We start from the raw sequence: 18488 nt of genomic DNA on the forward strand, positions 1-18488 counted from the left end.
AAGATGAACACCACAGACCGGCAAATCACATTCTCCGCTCTTTCCATTCTTCTCTCTTATCCGGATGAAGAGTGGAGAGCCGGGCTTCCCGATTGGAAGGCTCTTATCCATGACATCACCAATCAGCAAATCCGTGGGAAACTGCTGCAATTTTTCGAGGCGGCAGCCAGGTTTTCTCGAGAAGCGCTGATTGAACACTATGTGTATACGTTCGATTTCGGAAAAAAAACGAATATGTACGTCACCTACTTTAACTCAGGCGAACAAAGGGAACGCGGAATTGAACTGCTGCATTTAAAAAACACCTACCAGCAATCCGGTTTCCTGCCGACAGAGAAAGAACTGCCTGATTACCTGCCGCTGATGCTGGAATTCGCCGCAGTTGCGGAGATTGAAGCGGTGAGAAGCGTGTTTGAGAAATACCTGTCCAATGTGAGGGAGCTGGCTTCCCGCCTCGAAAAAAATGACAGCATCTATGCTGAGCTGCTGCACGTGCTGCAGGCCGCGCTGGAAAGCATCGGTGTACGTGAAAGCACTGAAGAAGGGGCTGTTCAGGCATGAGCGGGCAGATCCTGTGGGGGATTATGCCGTACATTGTATTGACGATCTTTATCGGCGGGCATATTTACCGCTATCAGCATGACCAATTCGGCTGGACGGCGAAATCAAGCGAGCTGTTAGAAAAGAAAAAACTCGCGGCGGGCAGCACACTTTTTCATTGGGGACTGCTGTGCGTTGTCGGCGGACATGTCATGGGAATTCTGATCCCGGAAGGCGTGTATACTGCACTTGGCATTTCAGAGCATACGTATCACAAAATGGCGATCGGCGCAGGCCTGCCGGCGGGGATTGCGGCTTGTGCCGGACTAGTGATCCTGACGTACAGAAGGCTGTTTGACAAAAGAATCCGCAAAACCAGCTCGCCATCGGATATCCTGACGCTCCTCCTGCTGCTGTTCATGATGCTGTCAGGCGTTGCGGCCACGTTTCTCAACATTGATTCGAAAGGATTTGATTACAGGGCAACAGTCGGGCCGTGGTTCAGGGAAATTGTTTTGTTCCGGCCTGACGCTTCTTTGATGGAAAGTGTCCCGCTATGGTTTAAGTTTCATATCATCATAGGATACGTCGTTTTTATCCTCTGGCCGTTTACAAGATTGGTTCACGTGTTCAGCCTGCCCCTCAAGTATTTGACCCGCAGCTATGTTGTCTATCGGAAACGCACGTAAAAATCCCCCTGCAAGAGGGGGATTTTTTATGGTGAGAAAATAAAAACATAAGATATTTTCTGCCAAGGTAATGGCAGGGCGGCGGGGATTCCTGTTATGTTTTATTTGGAAATAACATCAACAAAAGGAGAGTGAAAAATGAAGCGGATTTTCCTCATTTTAGCCGCCTGTCTGATGACAAGCGCCGGCGTCCTGACACTCAGACATTCTCATGTATTAACCGGCGGCACAGCGGGACTGTCACTAAGCCTGTCATACTTGTTTCATTCCTCGTTTGCGATTATCTTCTTTCTGATCAATATCCCGTTTTATATATTTTCTCTCATCAGAATGGGAATCAAATTCACTCTATCCACCGTTTTTGCAGTCACAGTGCTGACTCTGTTTACCGGCGCGGATCACTGGCTGCCGCCGGTCTCTGTTTCACCGCTTGCCGGGGCGATTTGCGGCGGGGCGCTGATCGGATTCGGCCTGTCGCTCATGTTTTATCATCAGGCATCGCTTGGCGGCGCCAATATCCTCGCTTTATTTCTGCAAAAGCGCTGCGGATGGAATCCGGGTGCCGTTAATTTCCTCTTCGATTTTGGCGTCGTGCTGGCCGGCATTTTCTCCGTCGGATTGCTGAAAGGGCTCTTCTCCTTAGTGTCGATTGCGGTCACCGGTCTGATCATCGGCATCTTCAAAAATAAAATCAAAGGCAGCTGCTCGCTCAATCCGGCATTGCTTCAGAACATCACACCCGGCCAATCACAGGAAGTGTCATCATAAGCCTTTCCGGCTCGTGCGGAGAGGCTTTTTCATATGTTTACAGGCCGGAAGACAGAGGGTATACAGAGTTATCGGATCAGATGGGAGAGAGTCGGGATGCTGAAAAGGAGACTGGAATTTTGCTTTTTATATATGATGCTTATCGGAGCATATGTCATATGGTTTTTTCCGGTTTCCAGGCTTGAGTTTTACGGAGGATTGCTTTGCTATGCAAGCATTATTTTGTTCAGCATCTATTCGTTAATTCTTGAAAACCGCACCTCGCAGCACACGCTGTTATGGATTCATATTCTTGTGTTTTTTCCGATCGCCGGGTACTTATTTTACCTTTTTTCCGGCCAGCTTTATGAAAAAGGCAAGCTGTTCAGGTCGAAACGGACATACAACCGGGAAAAGCTGAGAACGATATTTGATATGGAACAGACTCCCGATCTGTCCGGGCTGAAAGGAAATCAGAAGCGTTTCTTTCAATATTCAATCAAGGCGTCCCATATGAATATCAATACAAAAAGCAGGCTGAAGGTGCTCAAAAACGGGGACGAAACATTTCCGGAGCTGTTTGAAGCGCTCAGGTCGGCAGCATCATTTATACATATTGAGTATTACATGTTCAAATCAGACATGCTTGGGCACAAGATGATGGACATTATGATGGAAAAAGCGCGTCAAGGCGTGGAAGTGCGGTTTTTGTTCGACGCGGCCGGCAGCCTGAAGCTGGCCGGAAAAGACATTAAAAAACTGAAACGCGCGGGCGTGAACATCGTCCCGTTTCTGCCGCTGAAATACGGTTTTTTCAACCAAAAATTCAATTTCAGAAATCACCGCAAGATCGTCATCGTTGACGGGAAAACCGGTTTTGTCGGCGGGCTGAATGTCGGCAAGGAGTATATCGGCAAAGACCAAAGTGTCGGTTTTTGGCGGGACACCCATATGAAAGTCGAAGGAGAAATCGTTCAGACGCTCCACAGCATTTTTATGCTTGATTGGGAATACGTTTCGGATGAGGTGCTGATTGATCAGAAAGCATACAGCCGCCCGGTCCCTGCAGAAAGCGGCGGCGTCTATCAAGTCGTTCCGACGGGCCCCGATATGAAGGAACGGATGAGCGATCTGTATTATGCCATGATAGCGGCAGCCGAATCATCTGTATGGATCGCGACGCCTTATTTCGTGCCGAATGAGCCGATCCGCACAGCGCTAAAGGAGGCTGCTGCCAGAGGCGTCCGGGTGCGAGTCATGGTGCCGGAAACCAATGACGGATTTTTAACCCAGTATGCGACGAGATCGTATTTCCCCGAGCTTCTTCGCGAAGGAATCGAAGTCTATTCCTATCAAAAAGGCTTTATGCATCAAAAGGTGCTCATCACTGACGGAAACCTCGCCTCTGTCGGGACGGCGAACATGGACATGAGAAGCTTTCAGCTGAACTTTGAGGTTAATGTCTTTTTTACAGATCAAAAGGCGATCAAAGATCTTGAAGCGCATTATCTGGAGGATATGAGAGAGTCTGAGAAAATCAGCCCCGTCCGTTTCTATAAGCGCACATTATGGGAAAGAACGAAGGAATCCTTCGCGCGGTTATTTTCCGGCGTTTTATAAAAAACGCTTTTAAAACTCCTTGTGTATAGTATAATTGAGAAATATTATCATTAGGAACGAGGCACAAGGAGGACGGAATCGTGCTGCGACAATTTTTTTCTTATTATAAACCGTACAAAAAGCTGTTTTTTCTCGACTTCTTTTCTGCCATCGCCGGCGGATTGATGGAGCTGAGTTTTCCTCTGATTGTTAATTACTTTATCGATACATTGCTCCCGGGGCGGGATTGGCGTCTGATTATTTTGACTTCCGCTGCTTTATTCGGAGTCTACGCCCTCAGCTCGGCGCTTCAGTATGTTGTGACGTATTGGGGCCATATGCTCGGCATTAACATTGAAACCGATATGCGGAAAAAGCTTTTTGACCATCTGCAAAAGCTTTCGTTCAAATTTTACGATAACAACAAAACGGGCAGTTTAATGTCCAAGCTCACCAATGATTTGATGTATATCGGAGAAACCGCCCACCACGGGCCTGAAGACCTGTTTATCGCGGTCATGACGATTTTGGGCGCGTTCGGTGTGATGCTGTTCATTAACTGGCAGCTCGCGCTGTTGACCTTTATTATTATGCCGGTCGTCATTTGGCTTGCTTTGTATTTTAATAAAAAAATGACCTCTGCGTTTACAAAACTGAACAAAGACGTCGGAGACTTCAGCGCGAGGGTCGAAAACAATATCGGCGGCATTCGTCTTGTTCAGGCTTTCAGCAATGAAGCGTTTGAAAAGCAGCGGTTTGACGTGAACAATCAGCGTTTCCGCAAAACAAAGCTGACGTCATATAAAATCATGGCGAAAAACGGCTCGATCAGTTACATGCTGACAAGATTCGTCACGCTGTTCGTCCTGTTGTGCGGGACATGGTTCGTGATCCGCGGATCGTTATCTTACGGAGAATTCGTCGCTTTTGTGCTGCTGACGAACGTTCTGTTCCGTCCGATTGATAAAATCAACGCGATTATTGAGCTGTATCCGAGAGGCATAGCCGGTTTTAAAAGCTTTATAGAAATAATGGAAACGGAGCCTGATATCAAGGACGCCCCGAACGCGAGACATGTGTCCGGTTTAAAAGGGAATATCCGTTATGATGGTGTGTCATTCGGTTACGAAGAAAACAGCCCGGTTCTGTCGGGAATCAATTTGTCCATTCATGCCGGGGAGACAGTCGCATTCGTCGGGCCTTCGGGAGCGGGGAAATCAACGCTGACAAGTCTGCTGCCGCGCTTTTATGAGCCGTCTGAAGGCGTGATTTCCATCGACGGAATCGATATTAAGGACATGACGCTGTCATCATTGCGCGGACAAATCGGCGTCGTCCAGCAGGATGTCTTTCTGTTTTCCGGCACATTGCGGGAAAACATTGCTTACGGGCGGCTCGATGCGTCTGAGGAAGAAATCCGGCAGGCCGTCCGCCAGGCACATTTAGAGGATTTGGTAAACGGGTATCCCGACGGTTTAAACACGGTGATCGGCGAGCGCGGCGTGAAGCTGTCAGGCGGGCAGAAGCAGCGGCTTTCCATCGCCAGAATGTTTTTGAAAAACCCGTCGATCTTAATTTTAGACGAGGCTACATCAGCCCTCGATACAGAAACGGAAGCCGCCATTCAAAAATCGCTGCAAGAGCTGTCTGAAGGACGCACAACGCTTGTGATCGCCCATCGGCTGGCTACGATTAAGGATGCGGACAGGATCGTCGTCGTCACGAAAGAAGGCATCGCTGAACAAGGTCATCATAAGGAACTGCTGGCATCCGGCGGCATGTACCAGAGACTCCATCAGGCCCAATTCGGCGAGCTGATACATGAATAATGGAAAAAGGATAGACGAGCGGGGGCCGGGCAGCCTCCTGTCTATCCTTTTTTATGTAGTCCGTATTTAATGGGCTTCTTTTTGCGCAGGTTCGATGATATGTTTGAAACGGTCAACAAGCTGCACCGCTTTCTTTCCTTCCACTACAATTAAATATTCTTGTTCTTTATGAGCCATTCTGAACGTTTCCAGCTCAATGATATCTTTGATTTTGCACATTGTTTTTTTAGAGTAGATATACAGCTCGTGGCCTCCCGTGTGGCAAAGCTGATAAAGCTGAAGCATGTTTCTTAAAGTGAACTTCTTAGCGGCTATTTTCAAAGATGTAATGTTTTTCATGTATTTTCTCCTCCGTCTGATGGTCTGTTATTTCGGAAATTCCCCATATGAACGGGTGATAAACCTGGTTATACCTTCCACCTCAGCACTCCGCCCGCCAGGCGTTTAACTCCGCGGATGGCGCTTAATTCTTCGACGAGCCGGAGCAGCGCCCGGTCTTTTTCTTTCGCCTCAATCATAAAATCGATGTCCGCATCCCATTGTCTGAACCGCTCCAGCACCGGCAGAATAAAATTCGCATCCACATAGTCCGCATGACTGCGTACGGCTGATTCTGATTTTGGCGAGGAGAGATGGACCTTCGGCTTTAAGCCGATCCGCTGCCATGTTTTGATCATCCGCGGAAGAATGTCATCTAAATCAGCGTCATCGGCCGGATTGGCGTAAAAATGGTGATAATCAAACACAAACGGAAGGCCTTCTTGCTCACATACACTGAGTGTTTCCTCGGACGTATATGTTTTATCATCGTTTTCTAAAGTCATCCGCTGTTTGATGACATCGGGAAGTTCTTTCAGATTCACGCGGAAACGGCCAAGCGCGCTTTGTTTGTCACCGTAAGCGCCTCCGACATGGATGTTGATCACGGAACGGTCCGCGATGCCCATTGCGTCCAGCATGTCATAATGATAGGCCATATCCTTGACCGCATTTGCGGTAATCTCCCGTTTCGGGCTTGTAAAAAGCGTGAATTGGTTCGGATGAAAGCTCGTTCTGAGGTCATATTTTCTGACCAGCCCGCCGATCTCACGAAACTCCTGGCGAAACGGCGTGACAAAATCCCACATTACATCCGGGTGCGTGGCGAGCGGCACAATTGAGCTTGAGAACCTGTACAAAGGGATGCCGTGGCCGACCGCATAGTGAAGGGTGCGCAGCGTATTGGTAAGATTTGCTTTCGTCACAGAAAGCAGGGCGTCTTTCCGCTCACTGCGGGAAAGCTTGGTATAGCGCGCATATGTTAAGGTTTTGGCGGGGGACGCGTCCCAAAGGCGCATGGCGTTTGCGACGAATCCGAATCTGAACAGCATATGGTTTCTCCTTTATAAAAAGTAAGATATGGCCTTTCCCAGCCATTCTGCAGGAAGCTGTCTGACGGAGCGCTGTTTCACTTTTTCTAATGTGAGAAGCTCGGATTTTTCGATGTCCTGCTTTATGGTTGAAAGCACTTCCTTTGTAAAGGCTTCATCATGAATGATGACATTCACCTCTTCATTCCAGAACAGGCTCCGTTTATCAAAATTCGGCGTGCCGATAATGCTGATGCGGTCATCTATAATGAAGGCTTTAACATGATAAAAGCCTTGATAATACCGATAGATGAGGCAGCCGGCCTTCAGAAGCTCGGGATAATAGGCAAAAGCTGTTTCCCGAACGAGCGGGTGATCTGATTTCATCGGAACGATCAAGATGACTTTGACGCCTTTTCGGCAGGCTGAAATAAGCGCTTCCTGAAGCTTTTTGCTCGGTACATAATAAGGCGTGCCGATGATGATTTTTTTCTCCGCCTTACGGATGCAGTTTTCATAATGCGATTCAAGCGAAAAACCGTCAGATGCATATGTCCTATGAGAGATATTCCCTTCGGATAATGCCGGATAAACCCCGGGTGATTCGGGTGTTTTTCCGGTATTTCGTTTCAGGTCGCTTACAAAAAGAGTCTGAAGATCCGCCGTGCCTACGCCGGTCATCCGCAGGTGATAATCCTCCCAGTTTCCGAACTTCGCTTTTTTGCCGAGGTACTCTTCAGCGATATTAAAGCCGCCGACATAGCCGATTTTGCCGTCAATGACGGTCACTTTCCGGTGATTCCGTTTTTGCAGCCTGAAAAAAAGAAACGGAAATGCCGGTTTATTTAGAAAATGAACGTGAACGCCGGCTTTTTTCATCGTTTGAATGGAAGGCTTTTTCACTTGGCGGCTGCCCGCCCAATCGAGCAGCAGATATACGGAGACGCCGGCCCGGGCCTTTTCTTTCAATAAATCAAACATCTCATGGCTGACTTGGTCGTTCTTCATAATAAAAAACATCATATGAATAGAAGAGACGGCTTGGCGGATATCAGCCGTCATCTGCTGCACAAGCTCGCTTCCGCAGTGAATGAGTGTGATATTACTCTTTTTCGGGTCAAAAACGGGCTCATACGCCTGTTTTTTGTACGCCGCCCGGCCAAGCAGCATATCAAACAGCATAAGTGCGATCAATATGATAAAAATGACAAGCAACACAAAAATGACCTTCATACCGACGCTCCTTTCCGAAGTATCCGTAGTGTGCCCTGAGAATGTGAATTTAATTATTGACTGAACACTCATTCATTATTTATGATAAAGTAAAGATATGACAATGAAGAGGGGAATCAGAACAAAGGGGGAGACAAGATGAACGCATTTCTCATGGTAAACGCGCTGCTGTTTTCAGCTGTAACCGCTTACGCCGTTTATTTATTCGTTTACCTGATCAGAACGAGGATCGCTTATATTAAGCTCGGCCAAAGGGAAGAATTTGATAAACGCCTGAAAGAACGTCTTCAGAAGATATGGGTGAATGTGTTCGGACAGAAAAAATTGCTGAAAGATAAAAAGAGCGGAATCATCCACGTTCTGTTTTTTTACGGTTTTATACTCGTTCAGTTCGGCGCAATTGATTTTATTCTGAAAGGGCTGCTTCCTGACCGGCATCTGCCGTTCGGCCCGCTTTATCCGGCATTTACCTTTTTTCAGGAAATCGTCACGTTTCTGATTTTAATCGCCGTAGTCTGGGCGTTTTACCGGCGCTACATTGAAAAGCTCGTCAGATTGAAACGCGGGTTTAAAGCGGGGCTTGTCCTGCTGTTTATCGGCGGACTGATGGTGACGGTGCTGCTCGGGAACGCCATGAACCTTTTATGGCACGATCATTCTCTGTCTTGGACGGAACCGATCGCTTCCTCCATTGCGTTTGTGCTCGGCGGTCTTTCAGCGCCGGCGGCCGCCGCCGTATTTTATGTTTCATGGTGGCTTCATCTGTTGTTTTTGCTCAGCTTTTTAGTGTACGTGCCGCAATCAAAGCATGCGCACTTAATTGCGGGTCCGGCGAATGTGTTCCTCAGCAGGCTGGATTCAAAAGGAAAGCTGGAAAAAATCGATTTTACCGATGAGACGAAAGAAAGCTACGGCGTCGGAAAGATTGAAGACTTCCGCCGCTCTCAGCTTGTCGACCTTTACGCCTGCGTCGAATGCGGCCGCTGTACAAATATGTGTCCGGCCTCCGGTACGGGCAAGATGCTCTCTCCGATGGACCTCATTTTAAAGCTCAGAGACCATTTGACGGAAAAAGGCGCTGCCGTGACATCAAAATCTCCGTGGGTGCCCGCGCCCGTTTTTCAGCACACGAAGGCGAATCAGCTCGCCGCGGCTTCCTCAGGGGGAGGATCGCGTGAAGCGGCGGCAGCCATTGATTACAACCCGAGCTTAATCGGCGAGGTCATCACGGAAGAGGAGATTTGGGCGTGCACCACTTGCCGCAACTGTGAAGATCAATGTCCGGTCATGAATGAACACGTTGATAAAATTATCGATCTGCGCCGCTATCTTGTGCTTACGGAAGGGAAGATGGACAGCGACGCGCAGCGGGCCATGACAAGCATTGAAAGACAGGGAAACCCGTGGGGCTTAAACCGGAAAGAGCGGGAGAACTGGCGGGAGCAGGCTGATACAGAGATTCCGACAGTGAAAGAAATGAAAAAACAAGACAAAGAGTTCGACTATTTGTTTTGGGTCGGCTCAATGGGTTCCTACGACAACAGGAGCCAAAAGATTGCCGTCTCATTTGCAAAGCTGCTCAATGAAGCGGGCGTATCCTTTGCGATTCTCGGCAATAAGGAAAAAAACTCAGGCGATACGCCGCGCCGTTTGGGCAACGAGTTTCTGTTCCAAGAGCTGGCGGAACACAACATCGGCGAATTTGAAAAACACGGAATCAAAAAAATCGTCACAATTGATCCGCACGCCTATAATATGTTCAAAAATGAATACCCTGATTTCGGATTCCGGGCCGAAGTCTATCATCATACTGAATTATTAGCCGAGCTTGTGTCACAGGGGAAACTAAAACCGCTTCACCCGGTCAATGAAACGATTACCTTCCATGACTCGTGCTATTTAGGAAGATACAACGAAGTGTATGAGCCGCCAAGAGCGATCTTAAAAGCCATTCCGGGCGTTCAATTGAAGGAAATGGAGCGCAGCCGCGAAAACGGGATGTGCTGCGGCGCCGGAGGAGGGCTCATGTGGATGGAAGAAGAAACGGGAGCGAGGATCAACACGGCCCGGACTGAGCAGGCGCTTTCTGTCAGTCCGACGGTCATCAGCTCCGGATGTCCTTACTGTCTGACCATGCTCGGTGACGGGACGAAAGCGAAAGAAGCCGAAGACGCGATCGGCACTTATGATGTCAGTGAATTGCTCGCCATGTCTGTATTCGGCGCCGGAAAACAAGAGTCTTTATAGAAAGAAGCGGGCCGCCGGCGCATATGCCGGCGGCTTTGTTTTCGCACATCAGCCGATTTATGAAGGGAAGGCTCTAAAATTTCTTAAATTACGCTGTTTAGGGTAGCATATTCTGTTTTAATTTGTTTATAATGAGAGGTATGGTTTATGAACAAAACAATACAAATTCGTTCTTATTATAGGATAGAAACAGATACATATAAGTAATAGAAAGGGAGTGTCCGACCTTGGGTATCAAACAATATTCTCAGGAACAGCTGAAGCAGATGGCTTTAGTTGAAATCGCTCACGAAATTTTCTCAGAACATAAAAAACCGGTTCCGTTCCAGGAGCTGCTGAATGAAATGATCTCCTTGCTCGGTGTTACGAAAGAGGAACTGGGCGACCGTATCGCCCAATTTTATACAGACCTCAACATTGACGGCCGCTTTATTGCTCTGTCAGATCAGACATGGGGGCTCCGCAGCTGGTATCCGTACGATCAGCTGGACGAAGAAACACAGCCGACTGTAAAAGCGAAAAAGAAAAAAGCGAAAAAAGCCGTTGAGGAAGATCTCGACCTTGATGAATTCGAGGAAGTTGATGAAGATGACATCGATCTCGATGAAATGGAAGAAGATATTGACCTTGACGCAGACAGCTTTGACGACGAAGATATCGATGAAGAAGATGACGACGAGCTTGAGATTGAAGATGAGATGATTGAAGAAGATGAGGAAGATTATGATGATGAGGAAGAGGATCGCAAAGACTGATTTTATATCAGCAAAACGATCTTGACTTTCATTGTCGAACTATGTAGTATGTATTTTGGGCTCTTCAAAAAGAAGAGAATTCATAAGAGTGCTACGCTCCCTTTCAAGAAATTGAAAGGGAGCTTTCTTATTTTCATCTCCCAAATTCTTTTACACATCATTTGTTTTTAGTGAAATGATTTTCTATAAAACGGCACATTTTAAGGAATGTAGCGCAGACCGAAGAGAGGAGCAAACGAAATGACGAAATATATTTTTGTAACCGGGGGAGTTGTATCATCACTCGGAAAAGGAATTGTGGCAGCATCACTTGGCCGCCTTTTGAAAAACAGAGGCATGAGCGTCACCATCCAAAAATTTGACCCTTATATCAACGTTGACCCGGGAACGATGAGCCCGTACCAGCACGGTGAGGTATTCGTTACCGATGACGGCGCTGAGACTGACCTTGACTTAGGGCATTATGAGCGGTTCATTGACATTAATCTGAACAGATTCAGCAACGTGACGACCGGTAAAATCTATTCTGCCGTATTGAAAAAAGAGCGCCGCGGGGACTACCTCGGCGGAACGGTTCAGGTCATTCCGCACATCACAAATGAACTGAAAGACCGTGTGTACCGTGCAGGCAAAGAAACAAACGCAGATGTAGTCATTACTGAGATCGGCGGAACAGTGGGAGACATCGAATCCCTTCCGTTCCTTGAAGCCATCCGTCAAATGAAAAGCGACATCGGCCATGAAAACGTGATGTACATTCACTGTACGCTTGTTCCGTACATCAAAGCGGCGGGCGAGCTGAAAACAAAACCGACGCAGCACAGCGTAAAAGAGCTGAGAAGCCTCGGTATTCAGCCTAATATCATCGTCGTGCGCACGGAAATGCCGATTTCTCAAGATATGAAAGATAAAATCGCGCTCTTCTGCGATATTGACACGAAAGCGGTCATCGAGTGCGAAGATGCGGACAACCTTTACTCCATCCCGCTTAACCTTCAGGAGCAGGGACTCGATAAGCTTGTCTGCGATCATATGAAATTAGAATGCAAAGACCCGGATATGACGGAATGGAAAGACCTTGTCACGAAAGTGAAAAACTTGTCTAAAACCATTACAATCAGCCTTGTCGGTAAATACGTCGAGCTTCAGGACGCTTACATTTCAGTCGTTGAATCACTGCGCCACGCGGGCTATGCGTTTGACGCTGATGTGAAGATCAAATGGATTAACGCCGAAGAAGTGACAGAAAGCAATATTCAAGAGCTGACTGGCGGCACAGACGGAATCATCGTGCCCGGCGGTTTCGGGGACCGCGGCGTAGAAGGGAAAATCATTGCCGCCAAGTATGCGCGTGAGAATAAAATTCCGTTCTTCGGCATCTGCCTCGGTATGCAGATTGCATCCATTGAATATGCGCGAAACGTATTAGGTCTGGAAGGGGCTCACTCTGCGGAGATCGATCCGTCCACTCCTTATCCGATCATCGACCTTCTGCCAGAACAAAAAGATGTCGAGGATCTTGGAGGAACGCTTCGTCTCGGACTGTACCCTTGTAAGCTTCAGGAAGACACGAAAGCCTTCGAAGCGTATGCGGATGAAGTGGTATACGAACGCCACCGCCACCGTTATGAATTCAACAACGAATACAGACAGCAAATGGAAGAGAACGGTTTTGTGTTCTCAGGAACAAGCCCTGACGGCCGCCTTGTGGAAATCATCGAGCTGAAAGATCATCCTTGGTATGTCGCTTGCCAGTTCCACCCTGAGTTCAAATCAAGACCGACAAGACCTCAGCCTTTATTCAAAGACTTTATCGGCGCTTCCGTACAAGCTGCAGAACAGAAGTAATAAAAAAAGACTTGCCTCCTTTAAAAGCGGCAAGTCTTTTTTCTGCATCAGGCATATTCCTGCATCATTTCCTTTAACGTAAAGGATAGCGCGTGATAGACATACAGGCCTGTCATTAATGAAGGAAAGCCGTATCTTGTCCCGTCTTCATCGGGCAGAAGCGGCATTTTTAATTTGCTGTCAATATGAACATCACAAAATTCCTCAATCCCGGTTTGATCTTTGATGACAGGAGATACGCAAACGAGGCCGACCCCTTTTTCATAAAGCTTTTGAGCCAGCGCCTGTTCTTCAGCTGTGCCCGGACCTGAACAAAACATCAGCACCCTGTCGCTTTCTGTAACCGAATCAGCTGTATCCGGAAACGCTTTGACGGAAGGCATCGGTTCTGAGCCGAGCTCCGCCTCGCACAAAATGCCCTGCATCTCATTTGCGCCGTATAAATAAATGGTATGACCGCTGACGGCTGCCTGCGCCAGCAGGCGCGCGCCGTCTTCTATTGCTTCGGATTCCTTATCCTGAATGCGGGAAAAAATGCCTGCAAGCTGTGTCGTAAATATCTTTAACATGAGTGAAACCTCCTTTACACATACAAGAACAGTATACAACAAAAGAGAAAATGCTCAGAAAATGTCGGAAAGTAGACTATTATAATTAAAGGAAATGTGAAAATCAAACAGAATACATAAACAACTGCTTCCTTTTGACGAAAATGATAATATTGGGGTGTAAAATGATGAATGAAAAGATTTTAATCGTAGATGACCAATACGGTATACGCATATTGCTCAATGAAGTGTTTCATAAAGAAGGGTACCAGACGTTTCAGGCCGCCAACGGCATACAGGCGCTGGACATCGTAACGAAAGAACGGCCCGATCTCGTGCTTTTAGATATGAAAATCCCCGGCATGGACGGTATCGAAATTCTCAAGCGCATGAAGATGATCGACGAATCCATCCGCGTCATTATCATGACCGCTTACGGAGAACTCGATATGATTAAGGAATCAAAAGAGCTCGGAGCGCTGACCCATTTTGCGAAACCTTTTGACATTGATGAGATCAGAGACGCGGTGAAAAAATATTTACCTCTAAAATCGAATTAATAAAATTAGAAACAATTATGTCATTGTGTTGCCGATTTGTCGAAAAGTTGGTATCCTAGAGATGGAGAAAAAGCGATCTGTTGTTTTACATATGACAGGTTTTTATGGTCATGCTATAGGTGGAAAGCTTTTTTCGAGAAGAAGCAAATCAGGCTACATAAGGAGGACTTTCGACATGCCTTTAGTTTCAATGACGGAAATGTTGAATACAGCTAAAGAAAAAGGATATGCTGTTGGACAATTTAACTTAAATAACCTTGAGTTCACTCAAGCTATTTTACAAGCAGCAGAAGAGGAAAAATCCCCGGTTATTCTTGGTGTTTCAGAAGGCGCGGGACGCTACATGGGCGGCTTCAAAACAGTGGTTGCCATGGTTAAAGCTCTTATGGAAGAATACAAAGTGACAGTTCCTGTCGCGATTCACTTAGACCACGGTTCAAGCTTTGAATCTTGTGCGAAAGCGATTCATGCAGGTTTCACTTCTGTAATGATCGACGCATCTCACCATCCGTTTGAGGAAAACGTAGCAACTACAGCTAAAGTGGTTGAGCTTGCTCATTTCCACGGCGTTTCAGTTGAAGCTGAGCTTGGAACTGTAGGCGGACAGGAAGATGACGTGATCGCTGAAGGCGTAATCTATGCTGACCCTAAAGAGTGTCAAGAACTTGTAGAGCGCACTGGCATCGACTGCCTTGCACCTGCACTGGGTTCTGTTCACGGTCCTTACAAAGGCGAACCGAACCTCGGTTTCAAAGAAATGGAAGATATCGGAAAATCAACCGGCCTTCCGTTAGTACTTCACGGCGGTACAGGAATTCCGACTGCCGACATTAAAAAATCAATCTCACTTGGTACGGCTAAAATCAACGTAAACACTGAAAACCAAATTTCTTCTGCAAAAGCTGTCCGCGAAACATTGGCAGCTAAGCCGAACGAATACGATCCTCGTAAATATCTTGGACCTGCTCGTGAAGCAATCAAAGAAACGGTTATCGGCAAAATGCGTGAGTTCGGTTCTTCAAACCAAGCTTAATTCAATGTAACATCCATAAACCGCCTGACAGCATTGACAGGCGGTTTTATGTCTTACTTTTAGAAAGCGCAATCATGTTTTACAGTTCTGAAAATTTATTACTGGGGAGGCTTTCCTTATGTTATTTTTCATTGATACAGCAAACATTGACGAGATTAAAGAAGCTTATGAACTTGGCGTTCTTGCCGGAGTTACGACAAACCCTAGTTTAGTGGCGAAAGAAGCTGACGTGTCTTTCCATGACAGACTTCGTGAGATTACGGAAGTCGTGAGCGGATCAGTAAGCGCGGAAGTCATTTCCCTGAATGCTGAAGAAATGATTGAAGAAGGTAAAGAACTTGCGAAAATCGCGCCGAATATTACGGTGAAAATCCCGATGACGTCTGAAGGGTTAAAAGCCGTAAAAGCGCTGAGCGACCTGAACATTAAAACAAACGTAACGCTCATTTTCAGCGCCAACCAGGCGCTTTTGGCGGCAAGAGCCGGGGCGACTTATGTATCTCCGTTCTTAGGCCGTCTGGATGACATCGGCCATAACGGTCTTGAACTGATTTCAGAAATAAGACAGATTTTTGACATTCATGACATTGATACACAAATCATCGCAGCTTCCATCCGTCATGCACAGCACGTGACTGAAGCCGCTTTACGCGGTGCGCATATCGGTACGATGCCGCTGAAAGTCATTCACCAGCTGACGAAACATCCGTTAACGGATAAAGGCATCGAGCAATTCTTGGCTGACTGGAATAAATAAGGGGGAAAAGGGCGGCAAACCGGTTGCATCCGTTTGCCGCACCCTTATGTTTTCCTGTTTGGCAGCGGGCCTTCAGTATCAAAGTGAAGAGTGTGTTTCCCCGGAATATGAACCCGGCGGGCCTCTGTGCATCCTGTGTTAAAAATGCCCCGCAAAGCTTCGCTATTTTCTTCCTGTTATTTTATAATGTCCTTGTATTCTTTCTCTTCGAATTGGCTACATTTTGGACAAGAGCTTTATTTGCAGAGACAGAATAAAATGCCATTTTATTTACGCTCCGCAGCTATCTTCTTATGGAAGGAGACTATCATGGAAAAGTTGAATATTGCCGGCGGCGATCCGTTAAACGGAACCGTACATATCAGCGGCGCGAAAAACAGCGCCGTCGCATTGATACCCGCAACCATTCTGGCAAATTCCGAAGTAACGATCGAAGGGCTTCCGGAGATCTCAGATATTGAAACGCTGCGTGACCTGCTGAAAGAAATCGGCGGAAACGTCCATTTTGAAAAAGGAGAAATGGTCGTCGACCCTTCCCCGATGATCAGCATGCCGCTTCCCAACGGCAAAGTGAAAAAACTCCGCGCTTCCTATTACTTAATGGGCGCGATGCTCGGCCGCTTCAAACAGGCGGTCATCGGACTGCCGGGCGGATGCCATCTCGGGCCGCGGCCGATTGACCAGCATATCAAAGGGTTTGAGGCGCTTGGGGCGGAAGTCACCAATGAACAAGGCGCGATTTATCTGCGCGCCGAAAGGCTGAGAGGCGCACGGATTTATTTAGATGTCGTCAGCGTCGGAGCGACGATCAATATCATGCTTGCCGCTGTACTGGCTGAAGGTAAAACCGTGATAGAAAACGCCGCCAAGGAACCTGAGATTATTGATGTTGCCACATTGCTCACCAGCATGGGCGCAAAGATCAAAGGCGCGGGAACCAATGTAATCAGAATCGACGGCGTAAAAGAGCTGCACGGATGCAGGCATACGATCATTCCGGACAGAATTGAGGCGGGCACCTTTATGATCGCCGGCGCCGCGATGGGGAAAGAAGTCATTATTGATAATGTCATACCGACTCACCTGGAGTCTTTAACGGCGAAGCTCAGGGAAATGGGTTTTTACATCGAGACGAGTGACGATCAGCTTCTTATGCTCGGCGGGCAGAAGCAGATAAAACCGGTCGACGTAAAAACGCTTGTTTACCCGGGATTCCCGACTGATCTTCAGCAGCCGATGACATCTCTGTTAACGAGAGCCAGCGGCACGAGCGTCGTAACCGATACCATCTACTCGGCCCGATTTAAACATATAGATGAGCTGAGACGGATGGGGGCCAATATGAAAGTGGAAGGCAGGTCGGCCATTATCACCGGTCCGGCCGAGCTTCAGGGCGCAAAAGTAAAGGCGAGCGATCTGCGTGCAGGCGCTTGTCTGGTCGTCGCCGGACTCATGGCTGACGGCGTAACCGAAATTACCGGTCTCGAGCATTTAGACCGCGGCTACAGCAATCTTGAGAAAAAACTCGAAGGTCTGGGCGCCACAATCTGGCGGCAAAGGCTGACGGACGAAGAGATAGAACAGCTCCAAAATTCATAGAAATGCGGACTTTTGAGAGGAGATCGTGTTGAAATGGAAAGAAGCTTATCGATGGAATTGGTTCGAGTCACTGAAGCGGCGGCTTTAGCATCTGCCAGATGGATGGGCCGCGGGAAAAAAGATGAAGCTGATGATGCGGCGACAAGCGCAATGCGTGACGTGTTTGACACGGTGCCGATGAAAGGCACGGTCGTGATCGGGGAAGGCGAGATGGATGAAGCGCCGATGCTTTACATCGGCGAAAAGCTCGGAAACGGATACGGCCCGCGCGTCGATGTCGCCGTCGATCCTCTTGAAGGCACAAACATCGTAGCGAGCGGCGGCTGGAATGCGCTGACGGTGATCGCGGTCGCCGACCATGGAACATTGCTGAACGCCCCGGATATGTATATGGAAAAAATCGCGGTCGGTCCCGAAGCGGTAGGCTGCATCGATATCGAAGCGCCTGTCATTGATAACTTAAAAGCCGTTGCGAAAGCGAAAAATAAAGACATTGAAGATGTCGTGGCAACCATTTTAAATCGTGACAGACACGAAAAAATCATCTCTGAATTGCGTGAGGCGGGCGCCAGAATCAAACTGATCAACGACGGTGATGTCGCGGGCGCCATCAATACGGCCTTTGACCATACGGGAGTAGACATTCTCTTCGGTTCAGGCGGGGCTCCTGAAGGCGTGCTGTCTGCCGTTGCGTTAAAAGCGCTAGGCGGCGAAATCATCGGCAGGCTTCTGCCGCAAAGTGCGGAAGAGCAGGCGCGCTGTGAGCGAATGGGCCTTGATGTATCCAAAGTGCTCCGGATGGAGGATCTTGTGAGAGGGGATGACGCCATTTTTGCCGCAACGGGCGTCACGGACGGAGAGCTGCTGAAAGGCGTTCAGTTCAAAGGCTCCGTCGGCACGACTGAAAGCCTGGTCATCCGGGCGAAATCAGGAACGGTCCGATTCGTTGACGGAAGACACAGCCTGAAGAAAAAACCAAATCTTGTGATCCGGCCATAAATAGAGAAAAGCGGGACGGAAAGTCCCGCTTTTCTTTTGCAAAAAAGAGTCAACCCTATCATTTATATGTCAAAGCATTATTTAAGTTGAATAATTTTTTGAAATGAGGTAAAAATAAAGAGTGCTGCGATTTTTCTGTGTCATTCCTTCTTTTGA

Annotated in this window: 17 protein-coding genes; 13 read left to right on the top strand and 4 right to left on the bottom strand. The window is 47.7% G+C overall.

Features of this window, described 5'->3' with window-relative positions:
• Positions 1 to 3 precede the first annotated feature (3 nt).
• From narJ to ACWJJX_RS06855, 5 genes are all read left to right on the top strand, one after another.
• A complete protein-coding gene (gene narJ / locus ACWJJX_RS06835; protein WP_229154562.1) occupies positions 4 to 561 on the top strand; it encodes a nitrate reductase molybdenum cofactor assembly chaperone in 558 nt (185 codons plus the stop codon).
• Positions 558 to 1229 (top strand): respiratory nitrate reductase subunit gamma, encoded by a 672-nt coding sequence (narI, locus tag ACWJJX_RS06840; protein ID WP_077722982.1) that lies wholly within the window; start codon positions 558 to 560, stop codon positions 1227 to 1229. The genes narJ and narI overlap by 4 nt, the downstream gene beginning before the upstream one ends.
• Positions 1230 to 1367: 138 nt before the next feature.
• A complete protein-coding gene (locus ACWJJX_RS06845) occupies positions 1368 to 1997 on the top strand; it encodes a YitT family protein (RefSeq protein ID WP_077722981.1) in 630 nt (209 codons plus the stop codon).
• A gap of 96 nt (positions 1998 to 2093) precedes the next feature.
• On the top strand, positions 2094 to 3596 hold the full coding sequence (gene cls / locus ACWJJX_RS06850; protein ID WP_043867509.1) for a cardiolipin synthase: 1503 nt from the start codon (positions 2094 to 2096) through the stop codon (positions 3594 to 3596).
• An 80-nt stretch (positions 3597 to 3676) separates the two neighbouring features.
• The gene (locus tag ACWJJX_RS06855; RefSeq protein WP_025853595.1) at positions 3677 to 5404 is read left to right on the top strand and encodes an ABC transporter ATP-binding protein; all 1728 of its coding nucleotides are present in this window, start codon (positions 3677 to 3679) and stop codon (positions 5402 to 5404) included.
• A 66-nt stretch (positions 5405 to 5470) separates the two neighbouring features.
• On the opposite strand, the gene ACWJJX_RS06860 is transcribed toward ACWJJX_RS06855, so the two are convergent.
• The 3 genes from ACWJJX_RS06860 to cls (ACWJJX_RS06870) all read right to left on the bottom strand — a co-directional run bounded on the left by ACWJJX_RS06860 (position 5471) and on the right by cls (ACWJJX_RS06870) (position 7986).
• Positions 5471 to 5743 (bottom strand): hypothetical protein, encoded by a 273-nt coding sequence (locus ACWJJX_RS06860; protein ID WP_003151087.1) that lies wholly within the window; start codon positions 5741 to 5743, stop codon positions 5471 to 5473.
• A 68-nt stretch (positions 5744 to 5811) separates the two neighbouring features.
• Positions 5812 to 6774 carry a UV DNA damage repair endonuclease UvsE gene (gene uvsE / locus ACWJJX_RS06865; RefSeq protein WP_454022844.1) on the bottom strand — a complete coding sequence of 321 codons (963 nt, stop codon included), beginning with the start codon at positions 6772 to 6774 and terminating at the stop codon, positions 5812 to 5814.
• Positions 6775 to 6786: 12 nt separating this feature from the next.
• Positions 6787 to 7986 carry a cardiolipin synthase gene (cls, locus tag ACWJJX_RS06870; protein WP_454022845.1) on the bottom strand — a complete coding sequence of 400 codons (1200 nt, stop codon included), beginning with the start codon at positions 7984 to 7986 and terminating at the stop codon, positions 6787 to 6789.
• Positions 7987 to 8124: 138 nt separating this feature from the next.
• Here cls (ACWJJX_RS06870) and ACWJJX_RS06875 point away from each other — a divergent pair, with 138 nt between their 5' ends.
• The 3 genes from ACWJJX_RS06875 (at position 8125) to pyrG (ending at position 12836) form a co-directional block, all read left to right on the top strand.
• The gene (locus tag ACWJJX_RS06875; RefSeq protein WP_025853592.1) at positions 8125 to 10233 is read left to right on the top strand and encodes a heterodisulfide reductase-related iron-sulfur binding cluster; all 2109 of its coding nucleotides are present in this window, start codon (positions 8125 to 8127) and stop codon (positions 10231 to 10233) included.
• Between the two features lie 227 nt (positions 10234 to 10460).
• Positions 10461 to 10988, top strand: a complete 528-nt coding sequence (gene rpoE / locus ACWJJX_RS06880) for a DNA-directed RNA polymerase subunit delta (protein WP_103526566.1) — start codon at positions 10461 to 10463, stop codon at positions 10986 to 10988.
• Between the two features lie 240 nt (positions 10989 to 11228).
• Positions 11229 to 12836: a glutamine hydrolyzing CTP synthase gene (pyrG, locus tag ACWJJX_RS06885; RefSeq protein ID WP_003151098.1), complete on the top strand. Its 1608-nt coding sequence runs from the start codon at positions 11229 to 11231 to the stop codon at positions 12834 to 12836.
• 47 nt (positions 12837 to 12883) lie between these two features.
• On the opposite strand, the gene ACWJJX_RS06890 is transcribed toward pyrG, so the two are convergent.
• Positions 12884 to 13405: a DUF2529 domain-containing protein gene (locus tag ACWJJX_RS06890; protein WP_077722977.1), complete on the bottom strand. Its 522-nt coding sequence runs from the start codon at positions 13403 to 13405 to the stop codon at positions 12884 to 12886.
• Positions 13406 to 13569: 164 nt separating this feature from the next.
• Between ACWJJX_RS06890 and spo0F the strand changes: the two genes are divergently transcribed.
• The 5 genes from spo0F (at position 13570) to glpX (ending at position 18332) form a co-directional block, all read left to right on the top strand.
• Positions 13570 to 13944 carry a sporulation initiation phosphotransferase Spo0F gene (spo0F, locus tag ACWJJX_RS06895; protein WP_012118670.1) on the top strand — a complete coding sequence of 125 codons (375 nt, stop codon included), beginning with the start codon at positions 13570 to 13572 and terminating at the stop codon, positions 13942 to 13944.
• A gap of 175 nt (positions 13945 to 14119) precedes the next feature.
• The gene (locus ACWJJX_RS06900) at positions 14120 to 14977 is read left to right on the top strand and encodes a class II fructose-bisphosphate aldolase (RefSeq protein WP_003151102.1); all 858 of its coding nucleotides are present in this window, start codon (positions 14120 to 14122) and stop codon (positions 14975 to 14977) included.
• 118 nt (positions 14978 to 15095) lie between these two features.
• Positions 15096 to 15734 (top strand): fructose-6-phosphate aldolase, encoded by a 639-nt coding sequence (gene fsa, locus ACWJJX_RS06905; protein WP_003151103.1) that lies wholly within the window; start codon positions 15096 to 15098, stop codon positions 15732 to 15734.
• A gap of 309 nt (positions 15735 to 16043) precedes the next feature.
• Positions 16044 to 17333: a UDP-N-acetylglucosamine 1-carboxyvinyltransferase gene (locus ACWJJX_RS06910; protein WP_014306008.1), complete on the top strand. Its 1290-nt coding sequence runs from the start codon at positions 16044 to 16046 to the stop codon at positions 17331 to 17333.
• Between the two features lie 33 nt (positions 17334 to 17366).
• Positions 17367 to 18332, top strand: a complete 966-nt coding sequence (gene glpX / locus ACWJJX_RS06915; protein ID WP_003151105.1) for a class II fructose-bisphosphatase — start codon at positions 17367 to 17369, stop codon at positions 18330 to 18332.
• Positions 18333 to 18488 lie beyond the last annotated feature (156 nt).

This window comes from Bacillus sp. YH3-2-B2 (assembly GCF_053663335.1).